At 68.6% G+C, this 21,139-nt stretch carries 6 protein-coding genes; 4 read left to right on the top strand and 2 right to left on the bottom strand.

The annotated features are described in order from the left end of the window. The first annotated feature begins 173 nt into the window (after positions 1-173). The 4 genes from ACFXHA_RS17925 (at position 174) to ACFXHA_RS17910 (ending at position 4,333) form a co-directional block, all read left to right on the top strand. A complete protein-coding gene (locus ACFXHA_RS17925) occupies positions 174-1,358 on the top strand; it encodes a cytochrome P450 (protein ID WP_379357932.1) in 1,185 nt (394 codons plus the stop codon). 134 nt (positions 1,359-1,492) lie between these two features. Beyond that, on the top strand, positions 1,493-2,707 hold the full coding sequence (locus ACFXHA_RS17920) for a cytochrome P450 (RefSeq protein WP_379357931.1): 1,215 nt from the start codon (positions 1,493-1,495) through the stop codon (positions 2,705-2,707). A gap of 8 nt (positions 2,708-2,715) precedes the next feature. Beyond that, on the top strand, positions 2,716-3,471 hold the full coding sequence (locus ACFXHA_RS17915; protein ID WP_379357929.1) for a thioesterase II family protein: 756 nt from the start codon (positions 2,716-2,718) through the stop codon (positions 3,469-3,471). Then, on the top strand, positions 3,464-4,333 hold the full coding sequence (locus ACFXHA_RS17910; RefSeq protein ID WP_379357927.1) for a class I SAM-dependent methyltransferase: 870 nt from the start codon (positions 3,464-3,466) through the stop codon (positions 4,331-4,333). Before ACFXHA_RS17915 ends, ACFXHA_RS17910 begins: the two co-directional genes overlap by 8 nt. A gap of 38 nt (positions 4,334-4,371) precedes the next feature. On the opposite strand, the gene ACFXHA_RS17905 is transcribed toward ACFXHA_RS17910, so the two are convergent. After that, entirely contained in the window at positions 4,372-10,491 is a 6,120-nt protein-coding gene (locus ACFXHA_RS17905) for a type I polyketide synthase (protein WP_379357925.1), read from the bottom strand. Between the two features lie 7 nt (positions 10,492-10,498). Continuing rightward, positions 10,499-21,118, bottom strand: coding sequence for an SDR family NAD(P)-dependent oxidoreductase (locus tag ACFXHA_RS17900; RefSeq protein WP_379357923.1), 10,620 nt, complete (start codon positions 21,116-21,118; stop codon positions 10,499-10,501). Between the last annotated feature and the right edge of the window lie 21 nt (positions 21,119-21,139).

Below are 21,139 nucleotides of genomic sequence, written 5' to 3'. Positions count from 1 at the left end.
GTGGGTCCCAGCGGCCTATATTGAGATCCCCAGGCATTGCCGCCTGCGGTTCTCCTTACGGCACAGGGGTTTTGATGGACGCGAGTTACAGGATCAGGTGGGTCGCGGAGCACGGGTTGCCGCGGCTGTCGTTTCTCGTGCTGCGTGGCAGAGGGGATACGTTCGCGCGGCTGATGAGCGGGGACGAAGGCGCTACGGATCCGTATCCGCTGATCGATGAGTTGCGCGGTGAGGGCGGGGTGCGGGCCACCCCGGTGGGTTATGCCGTCTACGACTATGAGCTGTGTCGGGAAATTCTGCGCGACAGGCGATTCGGGGTGCGGCGGTCGATCGATCCGGGCGTGCCCGGGCCGTTGCGCCGCTATGCCGAGCGAGTCGTGTTGCCGCCCAGCCCGATCGAATCGCCGTCCATGCTCGCGGAGGATCCGCCAGCGCACGAACGCCTGCGCAAGCCGGTCGCCTCCGCCTTCACTCCCCGCGCCGTCGCGCGCCTGGGCGATCTGGTCCGCGAGGTCACCACACAGCAGCTCGACGCGATGGCCGCGCACGAATCCGTGGATCTGATAGCGAATTTCGCCGCGCAGGTGCCGGCCGCGGTCATCATGGAGATATTGGGTTTCCCGGCGGCCGATCGCGAGCAGTTCTTGCGCTGGGGGTCCACGGGCGCTCCGCTCATGGATGTCGGAGTCTCCTGGCGGACCTACCGCAGCGCCATGGCCGCGAGCGAGGCGATGCAGGCATACCTCGTCGCCCACATCGAGAAGCTGCGCCGTGAACCGGGGGACGATATCTTCAGCGTCCTGGTCTCCACGAGCGATCTGACCGACGCCGAATTGATGGCCAACGCCAACCTGCTGATGGCCGCGGGTTTCGAGACCACCATGGACCTGATCGGCAATGGCGTCGCGCTCCTGCTGTCGCACCCCGATCAGCTCGAGCTGCTGCGCGCCGAGCCCGACCGCTGGCCGCTGGCGATCGAGGAGCTGCTGCGCTTCGACCCGCCGTTCCAGATGACCGCCCGTCGCGCCCTGGAACCCGTGCAATTCGATGGCGGCGCTCCCCTCGTGCCGGGAAAGTCGGTGCTCGTCTCCCTGTCCGGCGCCAATCGCGATCCGGTCAAATTCCCTGACCCGCACCGTTTCGACATCACCCGCCCCAATGCCAGGGAACACCTGTCCTTCGGCAGCGGCATCCACGCGTGCCTCGGCGCGAGCCTGTCGCGCCTGGAGGTCCTGCATGCTTTGCCCGCCCTCTTCGAACGTTTCCCCGACATCCGCCTCGACGGCGAGCCGGCCCGCCGCCGACTGTTCAATGTGCGGGGTTACTCACAGATGCCCGTTCGGCTGAAGTCCCGTTGATACTCGGTGGTAAGTTCCCGCTGTAATACGACGATCCCCATTGAAGTGGTGTCGGTGAGGCGGGTCGTCCCGCATCACCTTTGATGGAAAAGATTGAGGCAGTGCGGGGTTCGCCCCGAGGCTCGGGAGGGTCCTTGAATACCGAGGCGATCGTGCTGGATCCGACCGGCGCCGATGTACAGGCCGAGAACGAGCGGATTCGCCGGCGCGGGCCGGTCGCGCTGGTGGGGCTGCCCGGCGGGGTTTCGGCGTGGGCGGTCACCGATGCGGCGGTGCTGAAAGAGCTGCTCGCCGATCCCCGGGTATCCAAAGATCCACGCCAGCACTGGAATGCGTTCAAGAACGGTGAGATCGATCAGCGGTGGCCGTTGCACCCGTGGGTGGCGGCGGACAGTATGTTCACCGCTTACGGTCCCGAGCACCGCCGCCTCCGCAAACTCGTGGCGCCGACGTTCACCAATCGTCGAACCACCTTGATGCGCCCGAGGATCGAAGCCATCGTCGACGGGCTGCTGAGCCGACTGGAGGCCATGCCCGCCGGTGCGGCCGTCGACTTGCGGTCCACCTACGCATACCCGGTGCCGATTCGAGTCATCGGTGAATTGCTCGGCGTGCCAGAGCATTTGGATGCCCGGATCCATGCGTGCGTCGACAGGTTCTTCGACACTTCCCTGTCGTCGGCCGAGATGCGGGCCAGCGTCTTCAAAATGGTCGGACTGATGGGGCAGTTGATCTTCTACCGGCGCGCCAACCCCGGTGACGACATCACGAGTGCGCTGCTGTCGGCCAGCGACGAGGACGCCAACCGGCTGTCGCAGAAGGAATTGATCGACACCCTGATTCTGATCATCAACGCCGGTCACGAGACTACGGTCAATCTGCTCGACCATGCCATCGTCGCTTTGCTGACCAACCCGGAACAACGGGCCGAAGTACTCGCCGGCCGGGTGCCATGGTCGGAGGTGATCGAGGAATCGCTGCGTTACCAGTCGCCGTTCACGCACCTGCCCCTGCGATACGCGGTCGAGGAGATCGAGATCGCCGGCGTCCGGATCGCCGCGGGCGAGCCGATCCTCGCCTCCTACGGGGCTGCGAGCCGCGACCCGGGGATTCACGGTGGCACCGCCGGGGAGTTCGACGTGCACCGGGAAAACAAGGAGCACCTCGCCTTCGGGCACGGAGCTCACTACTGTCTCGGCGCACCATTGGCCCGGCTCGAGGCGGGGATCGCACTACCGGCACTGTTCGCGCGGTTTCCGAACATGCGACTGGCGGTGGACCCCGCCGAACTCCGGCCACTGGGCAGCTTCGTTTCGAATGGTCACCAGTCGGTCCCCGTCCTGCTCTAGGAGGTTGCATGGGAAACGCCGGCTGGTTGCGTTCGTTGTCTGCCGCATCGGAGCCTGACGCCCACACTCTGATCTGTTTTCCCCACGCGGGCGGATCGGCCCTTTCCTACGGACCGCTGGCCAGAACGCTGGGGCCGCGATTCCGTGTGCTCGGCGTGCAATACCCCGGGCGTCAGGATCGCAGGCGGGAGCCGTTGCTGGACAACATCGCCGACCTTGTCGAGGGTGTGCTGCCGGAACTTCGTGAACTGCTTCCGCAGACCGCGGGCTACTCGCTGTTCGGCCACAGTATGGGTGCGGTGGTGGCGTTCGAGACTTGCCGTCGTCTCGAACAGGATCGGGCGATGCCGCCGAGCACGCTGTTCGTGTCGGGTCGAATCGCACCGGCACGGAAGGGCTTTCAGGGTGTCCACCGGTACAGCGATCAGGAACTGATCCGGCACCTGCTGGACTTCGGCGGGACGCCGACGGCGCTGCTGGAGGATCCCGAGTTCCGGTCGATCATTCTCGCGGTCACGAGAAGTGACTACCGCGCAATCGAAACCTACACGTGCGCACCGGAAGCCGCGGTCGAGTCGCCGCTCGTCGCACTGGTCGGCGACAGCGATCCCGCCACCAGCATCGCCGACCTGAACGAGTGGCGGACGCACACCACCGGACCGTTCACGCAGACGTCGTTTCCCGGTGGCCACTTCTACATCGATGCCAATTCGCACGGTGTGGCCCAACTGATTCGTGATCAGAGAGAAAGCAATTATGCCTGAGACCGCTGGCCCTGTTTCGCATGTTTCGGACACCGCCCACTGGGTGGCCGCGCACCGCGCGATCGAAACCGCCCGGCCCAATGCGCTCTTTCGCGATCCGCTCGCGGAGCGGCTCGCCGGAGAAACCGGTAAGGCGATTGTCGCGAACGAGAAATGGTACGCGCTGATCCGCTGGTCCTTGGTCACCAGAACCAAGGTCATCGATGATCTGATCGCCGAAACCGTCAGCGAGGGTTGCGATCTGGTCATCAATCTGGCGGCGGGCCTGGATGCGCGGCCGTATCGTCTCGACCTGCCCGCTGACCTCCGCTGGATCGAAGCCGACCTCCCCGACTTGATCGCCGAGAAGAATCGTCTGCTGGAAGGCGAGACCCCTCGCTGCGACCTGACCCGCGTCGCAGTGGATCTCGCGGACCCGGCAGCGCGCGAGGAATTTCTGGATAAGTCGCTCGACGGCGTGAAGAAGGCGCTCGTACTGACGGAAGGGCTGGTGTACTACCTGTCCGAAGACGAGGTCTCGGGATTGGCGGCGGCACTCGCCCGGCCCGAAATCAACTGGTGGATCATGGATGTGATCAACAGATCCATTGTCGATCGGAACAATCGAGCGAACAAGAATCTGCTGAAGAATTCACCGTGGCGGTTCGGCCCGGCCGATCCGCTGCGATTCTTCGCCGGGAAGGGCTGGACCTCGGACGAGGTAGTCGGATTGTTCCGTGCGGCAGCCCGATTCCGCCGGTTGCCCGCGGTCCTGTGGTCGTGCGCTTTCGTGCCCGTAGGCCCCCGGAAACCGGCCGGCACCTCGTGGCTGCCGTGGTGTGCGGCGGTTCGGCTTACGCACGCAGCCGATCCGACGGCATGATCGGACCGGGAGGGCGAATCGCCCTCCCGGCCGAATCGTCACTCCAGGCTTTCCAGCCACTCGTCCATCGCCGCGGCGACCTGACCTGAGCCCTCCTGCAGCACCGTGAAGTGATGGGCGTCCACCTCGACCACGTGATGGCTGTCGTTCCACGGCTGGGCTTGCCACTCCAGGAAGTCCTCGGGGACTCCGGGAATGCGTTGTGCGCATTGAAGGAACAGGACGGGCGCGGTGATCTTGCCCGGTGCGATGGCACGGAGCACCTGGGTGTACTGACCCATGGCGGTCAATCTGGCGGGGTCGAATCGATCGAACGCCGCTTCGTTGGTCACCATGTTCTCGGCGACCGGGCCGAGAATCCACTCGGTTCCCGCGGCCTCGTCCGCCCGGTAGCTGTCCACCAGCACCACTCCGACCGGTGCGGGTCCGCCGAGAGCTTCCATTCGCTCGGCGACGTTGTGGGCGAGCACCCCGCCCGAGGAGAAACCGAACAGGATGAACGGCTCACCCTCGGCGGCATCGAGGATGGGCTGGATCAAGGCCGTGGTGGCGGCGGCGTGGTCGGCGGGCAGCGGCTGATCCGCGTGGGACCCGATCGGTGCGACGCCGACCACGTCGCGGGCGGTCCGCAGTTTGGCCGCCATTCTGGCGTACTGGCGCACACCGCCCGCCGCCATCGGCGGGCTGATGCAGATGATGCGCGGCGTGGCTGCGCCCGAGGTCAATCGGATGATCTCCGGATTGATGGGCTGCTCGTCCTCGGCGTGGAATTGGTCGCGCGTCTGTGCCGCCGTGTACAGGAGCAAGAAGCCGATCGTGTACTGCGCCCGCCCCACCGCGGTGCGGAACATTCCATACAGCGAGTCGTCGGCGACGCCTTCCATCCGATCTCGTTCGGTGGCCGTGCGGACATCGGTGGCAAGAGCGGATTCGTTGCCCGCCAATCTTTCCGCGAGATGCTTCGCGAGAATATGAGGCGTCGGATAGTCGAAGACGAGGGTGCCGTGCAACTGCACGCCCGTAGCGTCGCGCAGTGAGTTGCGGAATTCGATCGCGGTGACAGAGTCGAATCCCATTTCGCCGAACACATTGTCGACCTCGATGAGTTCGACGTCCACGTAGCCGAGCGTCGCGGCAGCCTGCTGGCGCACGAACTCCACCAGTCGCGAAAGCTGCTCATCGGGCGACAGACCGGCCAGCTGCAGCAGCGGTGACGTCACCGCACGCTGCGCCGTCAGCGGTACCAGCCCGCGGACCAGGGCGGGTGCGTGTTCGCCCCGCGTCCGGAGCACGGCCCGGTCGACGGGCAGCGCGGCCACCTGGGCGGCGCCGGAGGCCACCGCGGCATCGAACAGGGCCAGTCCGTCGGATTCGGACAGCGCCGGAAAGCCTTGTCGCCGCATCCGTTCGAAGTCTTCTTCCGACAGTTCCGTGCCCAGACCGCTCGATCGTTCCCACAGGCCGTAATCGATCGACGTGGCCGTCCACCCGGCCGCCCGGCGGTAGGTGGCGAGGGCATCGAGGTACACGTTGGCCGCCGCGTAGTTGGCCTGCCCGGCGGCCAGCACCAAACCACCGGCGGAGGACACCAGGACGAACAGCGACAGCGGCTTGTCAGCGGTGAGTTCGTGCAGATGCCATGCGGCGTCGGCCTTGGGCGCGAAGACGGCATCGATGCGACGGCTCGTCATCGATTCGATCAGGCCGTTGTCGGCGACGCCCGCAGCGTGCACGACACCCGTCAGCGGGTGCTCGGACCCGATCTCGTCGAGTAGTGCTTTCAGTGCGTCGCGATCGGAGACGTCGCAGGCGGCGACAGTCACCTGCGCACCGAGTTCGGTCAACCGGGCGCACAATTCGTCGGCACCGGGAGCTTGCGGCCCCCGCCTGGACGTCAAAACCAGTCGCCGCACACCGTATTCGGTGACCAGGTGCCGTGCGAACAGTGCACCCAGCCCGCCGGTTCCGCCGGTGATCAGCACGGTGCCGGTGTCCAATGGCTCGACCGGCTCGCGGTTCGCCTCGGTGAGTTGATGCGGAACCAGCCGCGGCACCAGGAGTTTCGCGCCGCGCAGGGCGCCCTCCGGCTCGGTCGCCAGGGCTGCGGCGGCAGTGGTGACGGCGGCCGGATCGTGGTCGGCCGAACCCTCGAGGTCCAGTAGTTGCAACCGGTTCGGATGTTCGGCCTGGGCCGCGCGCACCAGGCCCCAGACCGGTGCTTGCGCCGGGCGCAGCTGCTCGTACTCGCTGGTGCGTACCGCGTTGCTGGTCAGGATCACCAGGCGGGATTCGGTGAATCGAGGGTCTGCCAACCACCGTTGAACCGTGGCCAGCACGCTGTTCAATGCCTCGCGGGCGGCGTGCGGGGAGGCGACGCCGGTATCGGCGCAATGGAGCAATACGAGTTCGGGGACGGCGGATTCGCCGGCTGTGTCGAGGTCGTCGACCAGCGCCGCGAGGTCGGGATAGCCGCCCGGTGCGCCGATGATCGCGGTGCGCGCCGGGGCGACCGAGCCGGTGGCCGACGTCGGGGCGGTCCACTCCACGGTGAACAAGGCATCGGCCACGCTGTCGGCACGCAGTTGGCCCGCGGAAACCGGTCGCGTGTCCAGCGAGTCGACCGACAACACCGGGCTGCCGGTGCCGTCTGCCAGCTGGAGCGCGAAACGGCTGTCGTGCAACTGGATTCGCACGCGGACGGCACTACATCCGGCCGCATGCAGTGCGATGCGGCGCCAACTGAACGGTAGTTCGGGCGCGTCGACGCCGCCGGTGCGCATGCGATGCACGATGACCGCGTGCATCGCCGCATCGAACAATGCGGGGTGCAGTCCATATCCCGCGGCGGCCTCCGCGTCCGGCAGGGCCACCTCGGCGAACAGCTCGTGACCATCGGCGTCGTGATTACCGCGTCGCCACATTGCCCGCAGGCCCTGGAAATAGGGGCCGTATCCGTAACCGGCATCGAGCATCTCGGTGTACGCGTCGGCGACGTCGATCGTCTCGGCGTCGGCCGGAGGCCAGCTCGCGAGGTCGAAATCGGGCTGGACGTCCTCGGCGGTGAGGTCACCCTCCGCGTGCAATGTCCAGGTGACGGCATCCGGCTGGCGCGAGTGGATCCTGATGCGCCGTCGGCCGGAATCATTCGCCGCGCCGACCACCACCTGTACCGTCACTCCGTCGTGCGCCGGGAGCGTCAAGGGCGCCTGCAGGATCAGCTCGTCCACCACGGGGTGACCGATCAGTCCGCCCACCTGGGTAGCCAGCTCGACGAAACCGGTTCCCGGCAGCAGCGTGGTGCCGAGCACGCTGTGATCGGCCAACCATTCGACCGAGTCCAGTGACCAGCGGCCGACGAAACTGATCCCGCCCGAATCGGGCTGCGGGACAGCCGCTCCCAGCAAGGGGTGGGCGACCGGATCCAAGCCCGCGGCGCCGGTGCCGTCGGCGCCCAGCCACGTCGTCGACAGATACCGCTTCGCATCGAGCCAGAACCGCTCGTGCTGAAACGCATAGGTGGGCAGGTCGATCGGTTGCGCACCTGAATAGAACGCGGGCCAGTCCACCTCGGCGCCCGACACGAACAGCTTCGCTACCGCGGCCGCCACGGTGGCGGTCGACGCCTCGTCACGGCGCGCGACGGCGACGGTGGCTTCCCCAGGACCGTCGTCGACGGTCCCGGCCACCATCGGCGTGAGGACCGCGTCCGGTCCGACCTCGGCGAAGCGCACTACACCCGCGGCCGCCATCGTGGTCACCGCGTCGGCGAACCGCACCGTGGCGCGGACCTGACGCACCCAGTACGCCGGGTCCGACATCTCATCGGTCACCCGAGCGCCGGTCACGGTCGATACCAGCGGGATGGCGGGTCGACCGAAGCTCAATCCCTCGACCACCGACGCGAACTCCGTCAGCATCGGTTCCATCATCGCGGAATGGAAGGCATGCGAGACCCGCAAACGGCTGGTCCGCCAACCCTTCTCGGCGCATACTTCGGCCAGCGCGTCGATCTCGGTGTCGACGCCGGACGCCACCACCGAACTGGGGCTGTTCACCGCGGCGATCGACACACCATCGGTGAGCAGCGGTGCGACCTCGGATTCCGGAGCTCCCACCGCGAGCATCGCGCCGCCCGCGGGCAATGCCTGCATCAACCGGCCGCGCGCGGCCACCAAGGTGCAGGCGTCCGACAGCGACAGCACTCCGGCGATATGCGCGGCGGCGATCTCGCCGATCGAGTGACCCGCCACCAGGTCGGGGCGCAGTCCCCACGCCTCGAGCAGGCGATACAGTGCGACCTCGAAGGCGAACAGTCCGGCTTGCGCGAAGACCGTCCGGTTGATCAGGTCCGTGTCGTTCAGCGCGTCATCGAGCGAAATCGTTTGATCGAGTGCCGGATTCAGCTCCGCGACGATCGTGTCGAACGTCTCCGCGAAAACCGGATGCGTACGCAGCTGCCCGGCCATACCGGCCCACTGCGCGCCCTGACCGGAGAAGACGAATCCCGTCGAGCCCGACACCGCGCGACCCGACACCACACCGGGTCCGGAGTCTCCGCGGCCCAATGCCTCCAGACCCGACAGCAGTTCGTCGCGATCGGCACCCAGGACCACCCCTCGATGGCCGAGCGTGGCGCGGGTGGCGGCGAGGGAGTATCCGACATCCTGTGCCGCCAGGTCGTTTTCGCGGACGTGCGTCCGCAAGCGAATCGCTTGCTCTCCGAGTGCACGTGCATTGGCGGCGGTCAGCACCCAGGGGGTGACCGGCTCGGCCGGGGTGGTCGCGGCGGCGGGCGCCTGTTCGAGGACGGGAGCCTGTTCGAGGATGACGTGCGCGTTGGTGCCGCTGATGCCGAAGGACGAAACCCCCGCGCGGCGTGGACGATCGGCCGACGGCCACGGCATCGGCTCGGTCAGCAGCCGCACCTCGCCCGCGGACCAGTCGACCTTGGTCGACGGCCGATCCACATGCAGGGTGCGCGGCAGCGTTCCGTGGCGCATCGCCATGACCATCTTGATCACGCCACCCACACCGGCGGCGGCCTGTGCGTGCCCGATGTTCGACTTCAGCGAACCCAGCCACAGCGGCCGCCCCGGCGCCCGATCCCGGCCATAGGTGCCCAGCAAGGCCTGTGCTTCGATCGGGTCGCCCAAAGTCGTTCCGGTGCCGTGCCCTTCGACCGCGTCGACGTCGATGGCGGATATTCCGGCATTGGTCAGGGCCTGCTCGATGACGCGCCGCTGCGCCGGACCGTTGGGCGCGGTCAGACCATTCGAGGCGCCGTCGGAGTTCACCGCCGAACCGGTCACCAAGGCGAGAATTCGGTGGCCGTTGCGTTGCGCGTCCGAGAGTCGTTCCAGCACCAGCACACCGGCGCCTTCCGCCCAGCCGACGCCGTCGGCGCTGTCGGAGAACGACTTGCAGCGTCCATCGATGGACAGTCCCCGTTGTCGACTGAACTCCACGAACGTATCCGGACCCGCCATCACGGTCACGCCGCCCGCCAGGGCCAGGTCGCACTCGCCCGAGCGCAGCGCGGCGGCGGCCGAATGCATGGCTACCAGCGATGACGAACATGCGGTGTCGACGGTGACCGACGGCCCCTGCAGGCCGAAGGTGTAGGAGACCCGGCCCGACGCCAGCGATCCCGTGTTCGCGTCGCCGGGGTAGTCGTGATACATCTTGCCGATCCACACGCCGGTTGCGCTGCCGCGCAGGGTCGCCGGGGCGATTCCGGCGCGTTCGAATGCCTCCCACGAGGTTTCGAGCAGGAGGAACTGCTGCGGATCCATGGTTGCCGCTTCATTCGGGCTGATACCGAAGAACGTCGGGTCGAAATCGCCTGCGGTGTGCAGAAATCCGCCGGATCGAGTGTGGGAGCGGTTGGGTTGTTCGCCGGTGGGGTCGTAGATGCGGTCGATGTCCCAGCCGCGGTGGGTGGGGAAATCGGTGGTGGCATCGACGCCGTCGGACACCAGTTGCCACAGGTCTTCGGGTGATTCGACGCCGCCGGGGTATCGGCAGGCCATTCCCACGATCGCGATCGGCTCACGTCGGGCCGCGTCGAGCTGCCGGTTGCGCGCCCGCAGCCGATCGGTTTCCTTCAGCGAGGCCCGTAGCGCGTCGGCGAGTTTTGCGGTGCTCTCGGTATTGGTCATATCGCTGTCAGTCCTCGGAGTTGTAAGCCAGATTGATCAAGTCGTCGATATCGAGTTCGTCGATGAATTCGTCGGTGCCGTGCTCATCGATCTCGCTGGGGTTTTGCTGCCCGTGAGCGAGGTGCAGCAGTGCCTCCAGCAGACCGGCTTCGCGGAGCTGGGTGAGCGAAATCGTTTGGAGCGCACTGCGAATCTCGTTTTCCGACGGATCCGCGGACGCGTCGGGGTGGTGGCCGATGAACTCTTCGGCCAGGTATTCGGCCAGCATCTCCGGTGACGGGTAGTCGAATACCAGGGTCGCCGGCAAGGGCAGGCCCGTAGCGGTTTTGAGGGCGTTACGGAATTCGATGGCGGTCATCGAATCGAAGCCCAGCTCGTTGAAGGCCCGGTCGGCCGCAATGGCATTCGCGTTCCGATGCCCCAGCGCCGCAGCCACATGGTCCCGAACGAAGCCGGTGAGCACACCGAGGCGTTCGCCCTCGGGAGTGTCGGCCATCCGAGCCCGCAGTGCGGCCGGGGCGTCCGATGCTCCCGACGCGGTTGCGCGGCGATCGGGGACGAGCCCGGACAGCAGGGTTGTCGCGAACCCCGCGCCGCGCAGTCCTGCCCGGTCGAACCGGGCGAGAACGGTTGTCGCCGTGTCGATTTCGGCGGCGGCGTCGAACAGCGCCAAGCCCTGCTCCGCCGACAGCGGCAGCAGCCCCGAACGGGCCACGCGCCGCCGGTCGACGTCACCGAGCTCCGCGCCCATGCCGCCGTCGCTGTTCCACAGCCCCCACGCCAGGGACTGCCCGCGGCGCCCGGATGCCCGGCGGTGCGCCGCCACCGCGTCCAGGCAGGCATTGGCCGCGGCATAGTTGCCCTGCCCCGGATTGCCGAGCGCTCCGGCCACCGAGCTGAACAGCACGAACGCCTTCAGCGGCAGCTCGGCGGTCAGCTCGTGCAGGTGCAGGGCCGCATCGACCTTGGGCCGCAACACCGCATCCATCCGACCCGGGGTCAGCGAGGTGATGGCGCCGTCGTCGAGCACACCGGCCAGGTGGAACACACCGGTGAGGGGGCGGTTCGCGGGGATGGCGGACAGTGCCTCGTCGAGCGCGGCACGGTCGGCGACATCGCAGGCGACGAAGTCGATTTCGGCGCCACCACCGCGTAGCTCGGCCGCCAACTCGGCGGCTCCGGGAGCCGATCCACCACGCCTGCTCAGCAGCAGCAGGTGCCGGACGCCGCGGGTGTGCACAAGGTGCCGGGCGAACAACCCGCCCAGGAATCCACTGGCACCGGTGATCAGCACGGTCTCGTCCGGACCGAAAGCGACGCTCGGGGCCGACCCGGTTGTCGCCGCCCGGACCAGTCGCGCCCGGTGCACTTGCCCGCCGCGCACGGCCACCTGCGGTTCCCCGGAAGCCAGAATGCCGCCCAACGGCCCGGCGGCGTCGGAATCCATGTCCACCAGGACGATTCGACCCGCGCTCTCCGCCTGGGCGGAGCGAACCAGGCCGGCGATGGCGGCGCCGGCGAGATTCGTAATATCCTCCCCGGCAACGGAAACCGCGCCGCTGGTCCGAATCACCAGCGTGGAGTCGATGGATCGACTGTCGGCGGTCCAGGCCTGAAGTACCCGCAGCACGGCGTGAGTCGCCGCACGAACAGCGTCGGGATCATTCCCTTCCGGACCATCCAGCACCACCGCGGCCGGAACCTCGTCACCGAGATCCGCCCACGACACGGTGCGTATCTCGCTGTCGGACACCGACATCGGTGTCCATTCGACCCGGTACAGGGCGTTATCGACGGTGGCTACGCTCACCGCGAGCTGCGCGGGATCGATCGGCCGGGCGGCCAGTCGGCGCACCGTCGCCACCGGCGCACCGGTCGGATCCGCGAGATCCACACTCACCGTATGGTCGCCGATGCGGGTCGCCCGAACGCGCAAGGCGTCGGCTCCCGCCGCGTGCACGGTGACCCCGGACCATTCGAACGGCAACGCCGGTCCGGCCCCGTCAGCGGGCCCCGAGTCGCCGATGAGCAGGGCATGCAGGGCGGAGTCGAGCAGTGCGGGATGGATACCGTAGTTCGCGGCTTCCCGCGGGTCGGCAAGCGCGACCTCGGCGAACACTTCGTCGCCGCGCCGCCATGCCGCTCGCAAACCCTGGAAGGAGGGCCCGTACTCGTACCCACCGGCGAGGAGTTCGTCATACACGCCGCCGACCGGCAGCGGCTGCGCTCCGATCGGCGGCCACGCGGTGAGTTCGGCAGCCTCCGAAGCCGCCGAGGGGTCGGCGGTGAGCGTGCCCTCGGCATGCAACGTCCACGACGCTGCCGGGTCGATCTCGCCTTCGGGGCAGGAGTAGACCCGCACCACGCGCTGGCCCGTCTCGTCCTCGGCACCGACGACACTGCGCACCGCGACCCCACCGGCCTCCGGCAGTACCAGTGGCGCCCGCAGGACGAAGTCCGTCAGCGTCGAAAGGCCCACCCGGTCGCCGGCCCGCAGGGCGAGTTCGACCAGACCGGCTCCGGGGAACAGCACCGTGCCCAGCACGGCGTGATCGGCCAGCCAGGGATGCGTCTGGACCGACAGGCGGCCGGTGAGGATGACCCCGCCGGTGTCCGGTTGTGCGATCACCGCGGGAACCAGTGGGTGTCCGGTGGTGACGAGGCCGAACGATTGGGCAGCACCTCGGCCGGCGGATCCCCCGGGCATCCCGCCGACGCCGGGTTCGAGCCAGTAGCGCTCGCGTTGGAAGGCGTAGGTGGGCAAGGCTGTTCGCGGTGCCGGGCGGTCGCCGAACAGGGGCTTCCAGTCGATGGCCAGTCCGGCGGTGTGCGCGTGGGCGAGCATGGTCACGAATTGCTCGACCTCGTCGCGGTCGCGGCGAGCCGCCGCCGCGACCACCGCGCGGGCCTCGATATCGGCGGGCAGGGTCTGCCGGGTCATCGTCGCCAGGACAGCGTCCGGTCCGATTTCGAGGAAGCGGCGCACGCCCGAGGCCACCAGCGTCTCCACGCCGGGTGCGTACCGCACCGCGCCACGCACCTGCGCCACCCAGTAGTTCGGCTTCAGGATCTCGTCATCGGCCATCTCGCCGGAGACATTGGATACCAGGGCAATCCGCGGCGGGTTGAAAGTGACCGCGGCGGCGACGGTCTCGAACTCGCCCAGCATGGGCTCCATCAGGTGCGAATGGAAGGCGTGTGACACCCGCAGCCGGTTCGTCCGGCGGCCCCGCTCGGTGAACCGCGCGTCGAGGATGTCGACGGCGTCGGCGTCACCGGAGATGACCACGGCCGCAGGCGCGTTCACCGCCGCGATCGAGACCCGATCACGGTACCCGGCGATCGCGGCGACGACTTCGTCCTCGGGTGCGGCGATCGCGAGCATGGCACCGCCCTCGGGCAGTGCGTCCATCAGGCGGCCGCGGGCCGCGACCAGCTCGCAGGCATCCGCCAGGGACCAGACGCCGGACAGGTACGCCGCGGTCAGCTCGCCGATCGAATGTCCCACCAGGACATCGGGTGTCACGCCGAAGGACTCCAGCAGCCGGAAGAGCGCCACCTCGAACGCGAACAACGCGGGCTGGGTGAAACGGGTGCGATCGATCAGCTCTCCGGTGAACATCACCTCCCGTAGGGAGATGTCGAGCAGCGGATCGAACTGCGCGCACACCTCGTCCAGCGCGGCGGCGAAGACGGGGAAGGTCGCGGCGAGTCCCGCGCCCATCCCGGCCCGCTGCGCGCCCTGGCCGGTGCAGAGGAAGGCGGTCTTCCCCGCACCCACGGTGCCGGAAACCACTCCGGCAGTAGCCGTTCCGGCCGCCAATTGCGCCAGGCGGGTGAGCAGTTCGTCGCGATCGGCGCCCAGCACCGCCGCCCGCACCTCGTGCTGGGCGCGGGTGGTGGCGAGCGCGTGCGCGACCTGCGCCGGATCGGTGTCGGGGTGCTCGATCAGCCACCGCTGGAGTTTCGCCACCTGCGCCCGCAGTGCGGTGTCGTTCTTGGCCGACAGCAGCCAGGGCACCGTACCGAGCTGCTGCGCAACGGTTTGCGTCGGAACGAGGGTGCGGGGCGCCTCTTCGAGGATGGCGTGCGCGTTGGTGCCGCTGACACCGAACGACGACACCCCGGCGCGCCGCGGCCGGTCACCGGCGGGCCACGGGTGCGCCTCGGTCAGCAGTGCGACGTCGGCGGCGGTCCAGTCCACGTGCGGGCTCGGCTCGTCGACATGCAGTGTCCTGGGCAGGGTTTCGTGCCGCAGCGCCTGCACCATCTTGATCACGCCGCCGACGCCCGCGGCGGCGACGGTGTGGCCGATATTCGACTTGAGCGAGCCGATCCGCAGCGGGTTCCGTGCGCGGTCGCGACCGTAGACCGCCATCAGCGCCTGCGCCTCGATCGGATCACCCAGCGTGGTGCCGGTGCCGTGCGCTTCGACCGCGTCGATATCCGACGGCGACAGCCCGGCATTCGCCAGCGCCGCGGTGATCACGCGTTCCTGGGACGGGCCGTTCGGCGCGGTCAGGCCGTTGCTCGCGCCGTCGGAGTTGATGGCCGTGCCGCGCACCAGGGCGAGAATGGTGTGCCCCAGGCGTTTCGCGTCGGAGAGCCGCTCGAGCACCAGCACCCCGGCGCCCTCGGAGAAGGCGACGCCGTCGGCCGCCGCGGAGAACGCCTTGCACCGGCCGTCCGGCGAGAGTCCGCGCTGCCGCGCGAAATCGACGGACAGATACGGGCTGGCCGCGACCGTCACGCCGCTCGCCAGCGCGAGGGAGCTCTCGCCATTGCGCAGCGCTTGAGCGGCCAGGTGCAGCGAGACCAGCGAGGAGGAGCAGGCGGTGTCCACGGTGAGCGTGGGACCCTCCAACCCCAGCGCGTAGGCCACCCGCCCCGACATCACGCTGCTCGTGGTGCCGGTGAGCCGATAGCCCTCCAGATCGCCGCCCACCAGGTCGACGTAGCCGGATGCGCCCGCCCCGACGAACACACCGGTATCGGTGCCCCGCAACCAGTTCGGATCGATACCGGCGTCTTCCAGTGCCTCCCAGGATGTTTCGAGGAGCAGGCGCTGCTGCGGGTCCATGGCCGACGCCTCGCGGGGACCGATCCCGAAGAAGCCGGGATCGAAATCACCTGCCTTGTCGAGGAATCCGGCGCGCCGCGCGTAGACGGTCCCGGGCTTGTCCGGATCCGCGTCGAACAGTCGCTCCAGATCCCAGCCCCGGTCGGTCGGAAAGTCGCCGGTCGCGTCGATTCCGGCGGCAACGAGATCCCAGAGCTGATCGGGTGATTCGACACCGCCGGGGAACCGGCAGGCCATGCCGACGATGGCGATCGGCTCATCGGCCTTGACCCGGCGCACCGCCTTCTTGACGGGTTCGCCTGCTGCCGGCTCGACACGGGCCAGCACCAGCTTCGCCACCGCCGCCGGAGTCGGATAGTCGAACACCAGCGTCGACGGCAGTTGCAGACCGGTGGCCTTCCCCAGCCGGTTGCGGAACTCCACGCCGCCGAGCGAATCGAAACCGATCTCGTCGAAACGCTGATCCGGGCGGATGTCGGCCGCGGAGTCGTGACCCAGGACCGCTGCAGCCGCGGACAGCACGGTCTCCAGCACCAGGTCGCCGCGGCGTGCCTCGGGTAGTTCGGCCAGGCGAGCAGCGAGCGTCCCGGCCGCCGCGACCGTGGTCGGCGTGGCGGCACGAGTCTTGCGGGGGAGGAATCCGCGCAGGACCTCGGGTAGGTCTGACTCATCAGCGGTGCGCAGTGCACCGGCATCGAACCGGATCGGCGACAGTCGCGCCGAGCTGTGCACGAGGGCCTCGTCGAACAGGCGCACACCCTCGGCGTCGGCGAGTGGGCTCAACCCCAGCCGTTCCCACCGCGCCAGCGCACCACGATCTAGTACGCCGGTCATACCGCTGGACTGATTCCACGGCCCCCACGCCAGCGAGGTCGCCGCCAGACCCGCATCGCGGCGGCGCTGGGCCAGGGCGTCGAGTGCGGCATTGGCGGCGGCGTAGTTCGCTTGGCCCGAGGTGCCGAGGACGGCCGCGATCGAGGAGAACACCACGAAGGCCCGGACATCCCGGCCCCGGGTCAATTCGTCCAGATACCAAGCGCCGTCGACCTTCGGCGCGAATACGCGGTCGATCTGCGCGTCGGTCAGTGCGGAGACGGTTCCGTCGTCGAGCACACCGGCGGTGTGCACCACCGCAATCGGAGTATCGGACCCGATGTCGTCGAGCAAGGCGCGCACCGCCTCGCGATCGGCGACATCGCACGCGACCACCCGCGCCCGCGCCCCCAGCCCGGCCAATTCCGCTACCAGCTCGGCGGCTCCCACCGCATCAGGGCCACTGCGCGAGGTCAGAACCAGTTCGCGCACACCGTAGTCGGCTACCAGATGCCGAGCGAACAGCGAACCGAGGCCGCCGGTGCCACCGGTGATCAGTACCGTGGCTCCGTCGAAGGTCGCCGCAGTGGCGACGGATCCCCCTGCAGCACCGGTCAGTTCGTCGGCGCGCCGGAGCCGGGGCACCAGCATCCGGTCCGCACGCAGCGCGACCTGTGGTGCGCGCGCGGCCAGTGCGGCGTCGATCCGATCGGGGTTCGCGGGTTCGGTGGGGTCCTCGTCGATCAGTACGAATCGATCGGGATGCTCCGACTGCGCGCTACGCAGCAGCCCCCACACCGCGGCCGTTGCGGGATCGGGGGTTTCCCCGGGGAGACCGGCCCCGCCCGCGGTCACCACTACAAGCCGGGAGTCGGCCGGTCGTTGCTGCGTGAGCCACGAGCGCAGGTGCGCCAAGGTCGAGAGCACCCACTCCCGTACCTCCTGTGGCCCACCGGAATCCGTTGTGGCCGAGGACGAACCGACACGGATGACCTCGGCCTGCGGGAGTTCAGCGGCGGCGAGATCGGAGACCTCCTCCCAACGCACCTCGTAGAGCGCGGCGGCGTCGGCCGACAGCCCACTGCGGAATTCCTTGACGTCGTAGGGCCGCATCACCACGGCGTCCACCGAGACGACGGGATTGCCGTCCGGGTCGACGGCCGCGACTGCCACGGCCTCCGGCCCCTGGGTGACCGCGATGACCCGCAGGGCGGTCACGTCGACGGGCGCGGTGGTCGAGGCATGGTGGAATCGCGCCCCGGCCCAGCGGAAAAGCAGTTTGCCGGTGTTCGGATCGGGGTTGCCGTCACGCCAGATCAGCCGCGAGAAGGCGGCATGCATGACCATGTCGAGCAGCGCGGGATGCAGGGTATGGCGCACCGAATGTGTTGCGGCCGTGCCGAGATCCGAGTTGAGGGCGATTTCGGAGAAGACGGCGTCGTCGCGCTCCCACACCTGCTGTACGCCGAGGAACGCCGGACCGTATTCGAGCCCGGCGTCCGAGGCGATCTGCGCGGGTAGCCCGGCACTGTCGAGGTGCTGGGTGTCGGCGGGCGGCCATGATTCGGCGCGCAGCCGGGAGAGCACTTCCGGTTCGGGCCCGGCGGTCGTGGCGAGCGATCCCGTCGCGTTGTGGATCCATTCATCGGAAGTCGATGTGCGGAAATGGAATTCGAACGACCGATGCCCGGTGGCATCGGGGGCCTGCACCAGTACCTGAAGTTCGATCTCATCGCCGTCGGCGGGCACAATCGGTGCTTGCAGGGTGAGCTCTTCGACTGCCTGGCAACCGATTCGGCCACCGGCGACGAGCAGGAACTCGATCAGTGTGGCGCTCGGCAGGACCATCGTGCCGTACGACCGGTGGTCGGCGATCCACGGATGCGTCGCCACGGATAGTCGGCCGGTGAACAGCCACTCGTCCGAACCCGCCAATCCGAGCACGCCGGTGAGGATCGGATGATCCGACAGGTCCGCGGCCACCCCGTGGTCTTGGTTCAGCCAGTAGCGGCGACGCTGAAAAGCGTACTTGGGCAGGGTGATCGGTGCCGCACCCCGCTCGGCGAAGGTCGAGCGCCAGTCGACGCGCGCGCCGGTGACCTGGATCTGCGCCAACGCCGCGACGAACTGCCCGACTTCCTCGGCGGACCGTCGCGCCAGGGCCACCGTGGCCGGGGGAGCCGGGAGATCGGTGTTCTCACCCAGGCATTCGCGGGTCATGGCGGTCAGTACCGCGTCGGGCCCGACCTCGATGAAGCGGGTGACCCCGTCGGCGCGCAGGGTGTCGATCGCGGGCGCGAAGCGCACGCCGACGCGGACCTGCTGAACCCAGTACTCGGGATCGGTCACGGAAGCCCCGGCCGACTCTCCGGTCACGGTCGAGACGATCGGCAGAGTGGGGGCGTTGTAGGTGAGTTTCCTTGCGACCACGCGGAACTTGTCGAGCATCGGCTCCATCAGAGCCGAGTGGAAGGCATGGCTCACCCGTAGGCGCTTGGCCCGGACGCCCGCGGCGATGAGTTCGCGCTCGAGGCCCTCGATCGCGTCGGCATCGCCGGACACGACCGTCGAGGTGGGACCGTTCTCCGCGGCGATCGAGACGCGATCAGACACTGCCGCAATGATTTCGGACGCGTGCGTCGCGTCGACGGCCACGGCCAGCATCGCGCCGCCCTCGGGCAGTGCGCCCATCAGGCGGCCGCGGGCCGCGACCAGCGCGCAGGCGTGCGGCAGCGACAGCACCCCGGCGACATGTGCCGCCGCCAGCTCGCCGATGGAGTGGCCGGCCAGCACATCCGGTGTGACGCCGAAGGATTCCAGCAGCCGGAACAGCGCCACCTCGAAGGCGAACAGCGCGGGCTGGGTCCATTCGGTGCGGTCCAGCAAGCCCTCGGAATCGGTGAACATCACCTCCCGCAGCGACCGTCCGAGCACCCGATCGAACACCGCGCACGCCTCGTCCAGTGCGGTGGCGAAGGCCGGGTAGGCGCGGTAGAGGTCAGCGCCCATCCCGGCGCGCTGCGCGCCCTGCCCGGTGAACAGGAATGCGGTGGCACCGGAATCAGCCTTCGCCACCGGCGCATCCGCGGCCAGAGACGCCAAACCGGCCAGCACTTCGGCCCGGTCGCGCCCGGTGACCGCGCCGCGCCACTCGAGCAACGCCCGCGAGCTCACCAAGGCCCGCGCCACCTCGTGCACATTCACCTCGGGACGCTCGGTCAGCCAGTGCCGCAGCCGATCCGCTTGCGCCCGAACGGCGGCGTCGGATTTGGCCGAGACCACGAGCGCGACACTGTCGGCCGAAACACGCGGCGCGGCAACGGACTCGGCCTCGATCTCCATCGGGGCCGGAGCTTCCTCGAGAATGAGGTGCGCATTGGTGCCGCTGGCACCGAAGGAGGACACGCCCGCCCGGCGCACCCGTTCCCCCTGCGGCCACGGGTGACTGTCCTGCAGCAGCCGGACGGTATCGGCGGACCAATCCACGTGCGGCGTCGGCTCATCCACGTGCAGCGTCTTCGGCAGCACACTGTGACGCATGGCCTGCACCATCTTGATCACGCCGCCCACGCCCGCGGCGGCCGAGGTGTGACCGATATTGGATTTCAGCGAGCCCAGCCGCAACGGCTCACCCTGGCGACCCGCGCCGTAGACGCCGATCAGCGCCTGCGCCTCGATCGGATCGCCGAGCATCGTGCCGGTTCCGTGTGCCTCGACCGCGTCGACGTCGGCGGGATCCAATCCGGCATTGGCCAGCGCCTGGACGATGACCCGCTCCTGCGACGGGCCGTTGGGCGCGGTGAGACCGTTGCTCGCACCGTCCTGATTGACCGCGCTGCCGCGAATGACCGCCAGCACCTGGTGGCCCGCGCGCTGGGCGTCCGAGAGTCGTTCCAGCACCAGCATTCCGAGTCCCTCGGAGAAGCCGGTGCCATCGGCGGCGGCCGCGAACGCCTTGCACCGGGCGTCGCCGGACAGGGCCCGCTGCCGGGCGAAGGCGATCAACAGCGACGGGTCCGACATCACGGTGACGCCACCGGCCAGCGCCACGTCCGTATCGCCGGAACGCAATGCCTGGCAGGCGAGATGGATCGCCACCAGCGATGACGAACACGCGGTGTCGACCGCGATCGCCGGGCCGGTGAACCCGAAGGTGTAGGCGATGCGCCCGGCCAGGACGCTGTTCGAAACACCCAGGTAGGCATGGCCTTCGGTCTCCGCACCGATGGTGGCCGAACCGATGCGCGGACCGTAGTGCTGATGGATGACACCCGCGAAGACACCGGTTTCACTGCCGCGCAGCGATATCGGGTCGATCCCGGCGTCCTCGAGGGCCTCCCAGGCGGCCTCCAGCATGAGCCGCTGCTGCGGATCCATGGCCGCCGCCTCGCGCGGACCGATGCCGAAGAAGGCGGCGTCGAAATCGCCGATGTCGTCGAGGAATCCGCCGTCGCGCGTGTAGATGGTGCCCGCCGCGTCGGGGTTCGGGTCGAACAGCCGCGCGAGGTCCCAGCCGCGATCGGTCGGATAGCCGCCGATGGCGTCGACGCCGTCGGCGGTCAGCTGCCACAGCTGCTCGGGGGAGCGCACCCCGCCCGGGTACCGGCACGCCATACCGACAATGGCGATCGGTTCGTGCAGGCGATCGGTGAGCGTGCGCAACCGCTGCTTGGTGTCGTACAGCTCCTTCGCCGTCTTCTTGAGGTACCGGCGCAGTTCGTCGTCGTCAGCCATCGGTGAAACTCCTGGTCTATC

Source organism: Nocardia sp. NPDC059240, assembly GCF_042753865.1.
GTDB lineage: Bacteria > Actinomycetota > Actinomycetes > Mycobacteriales > Mycobacteriaceae > Nocardia.
Note: the sequence above shows the minus strand (reverse complement) of the source record. Positions and strands in the feature narration are given on the sequence as shown.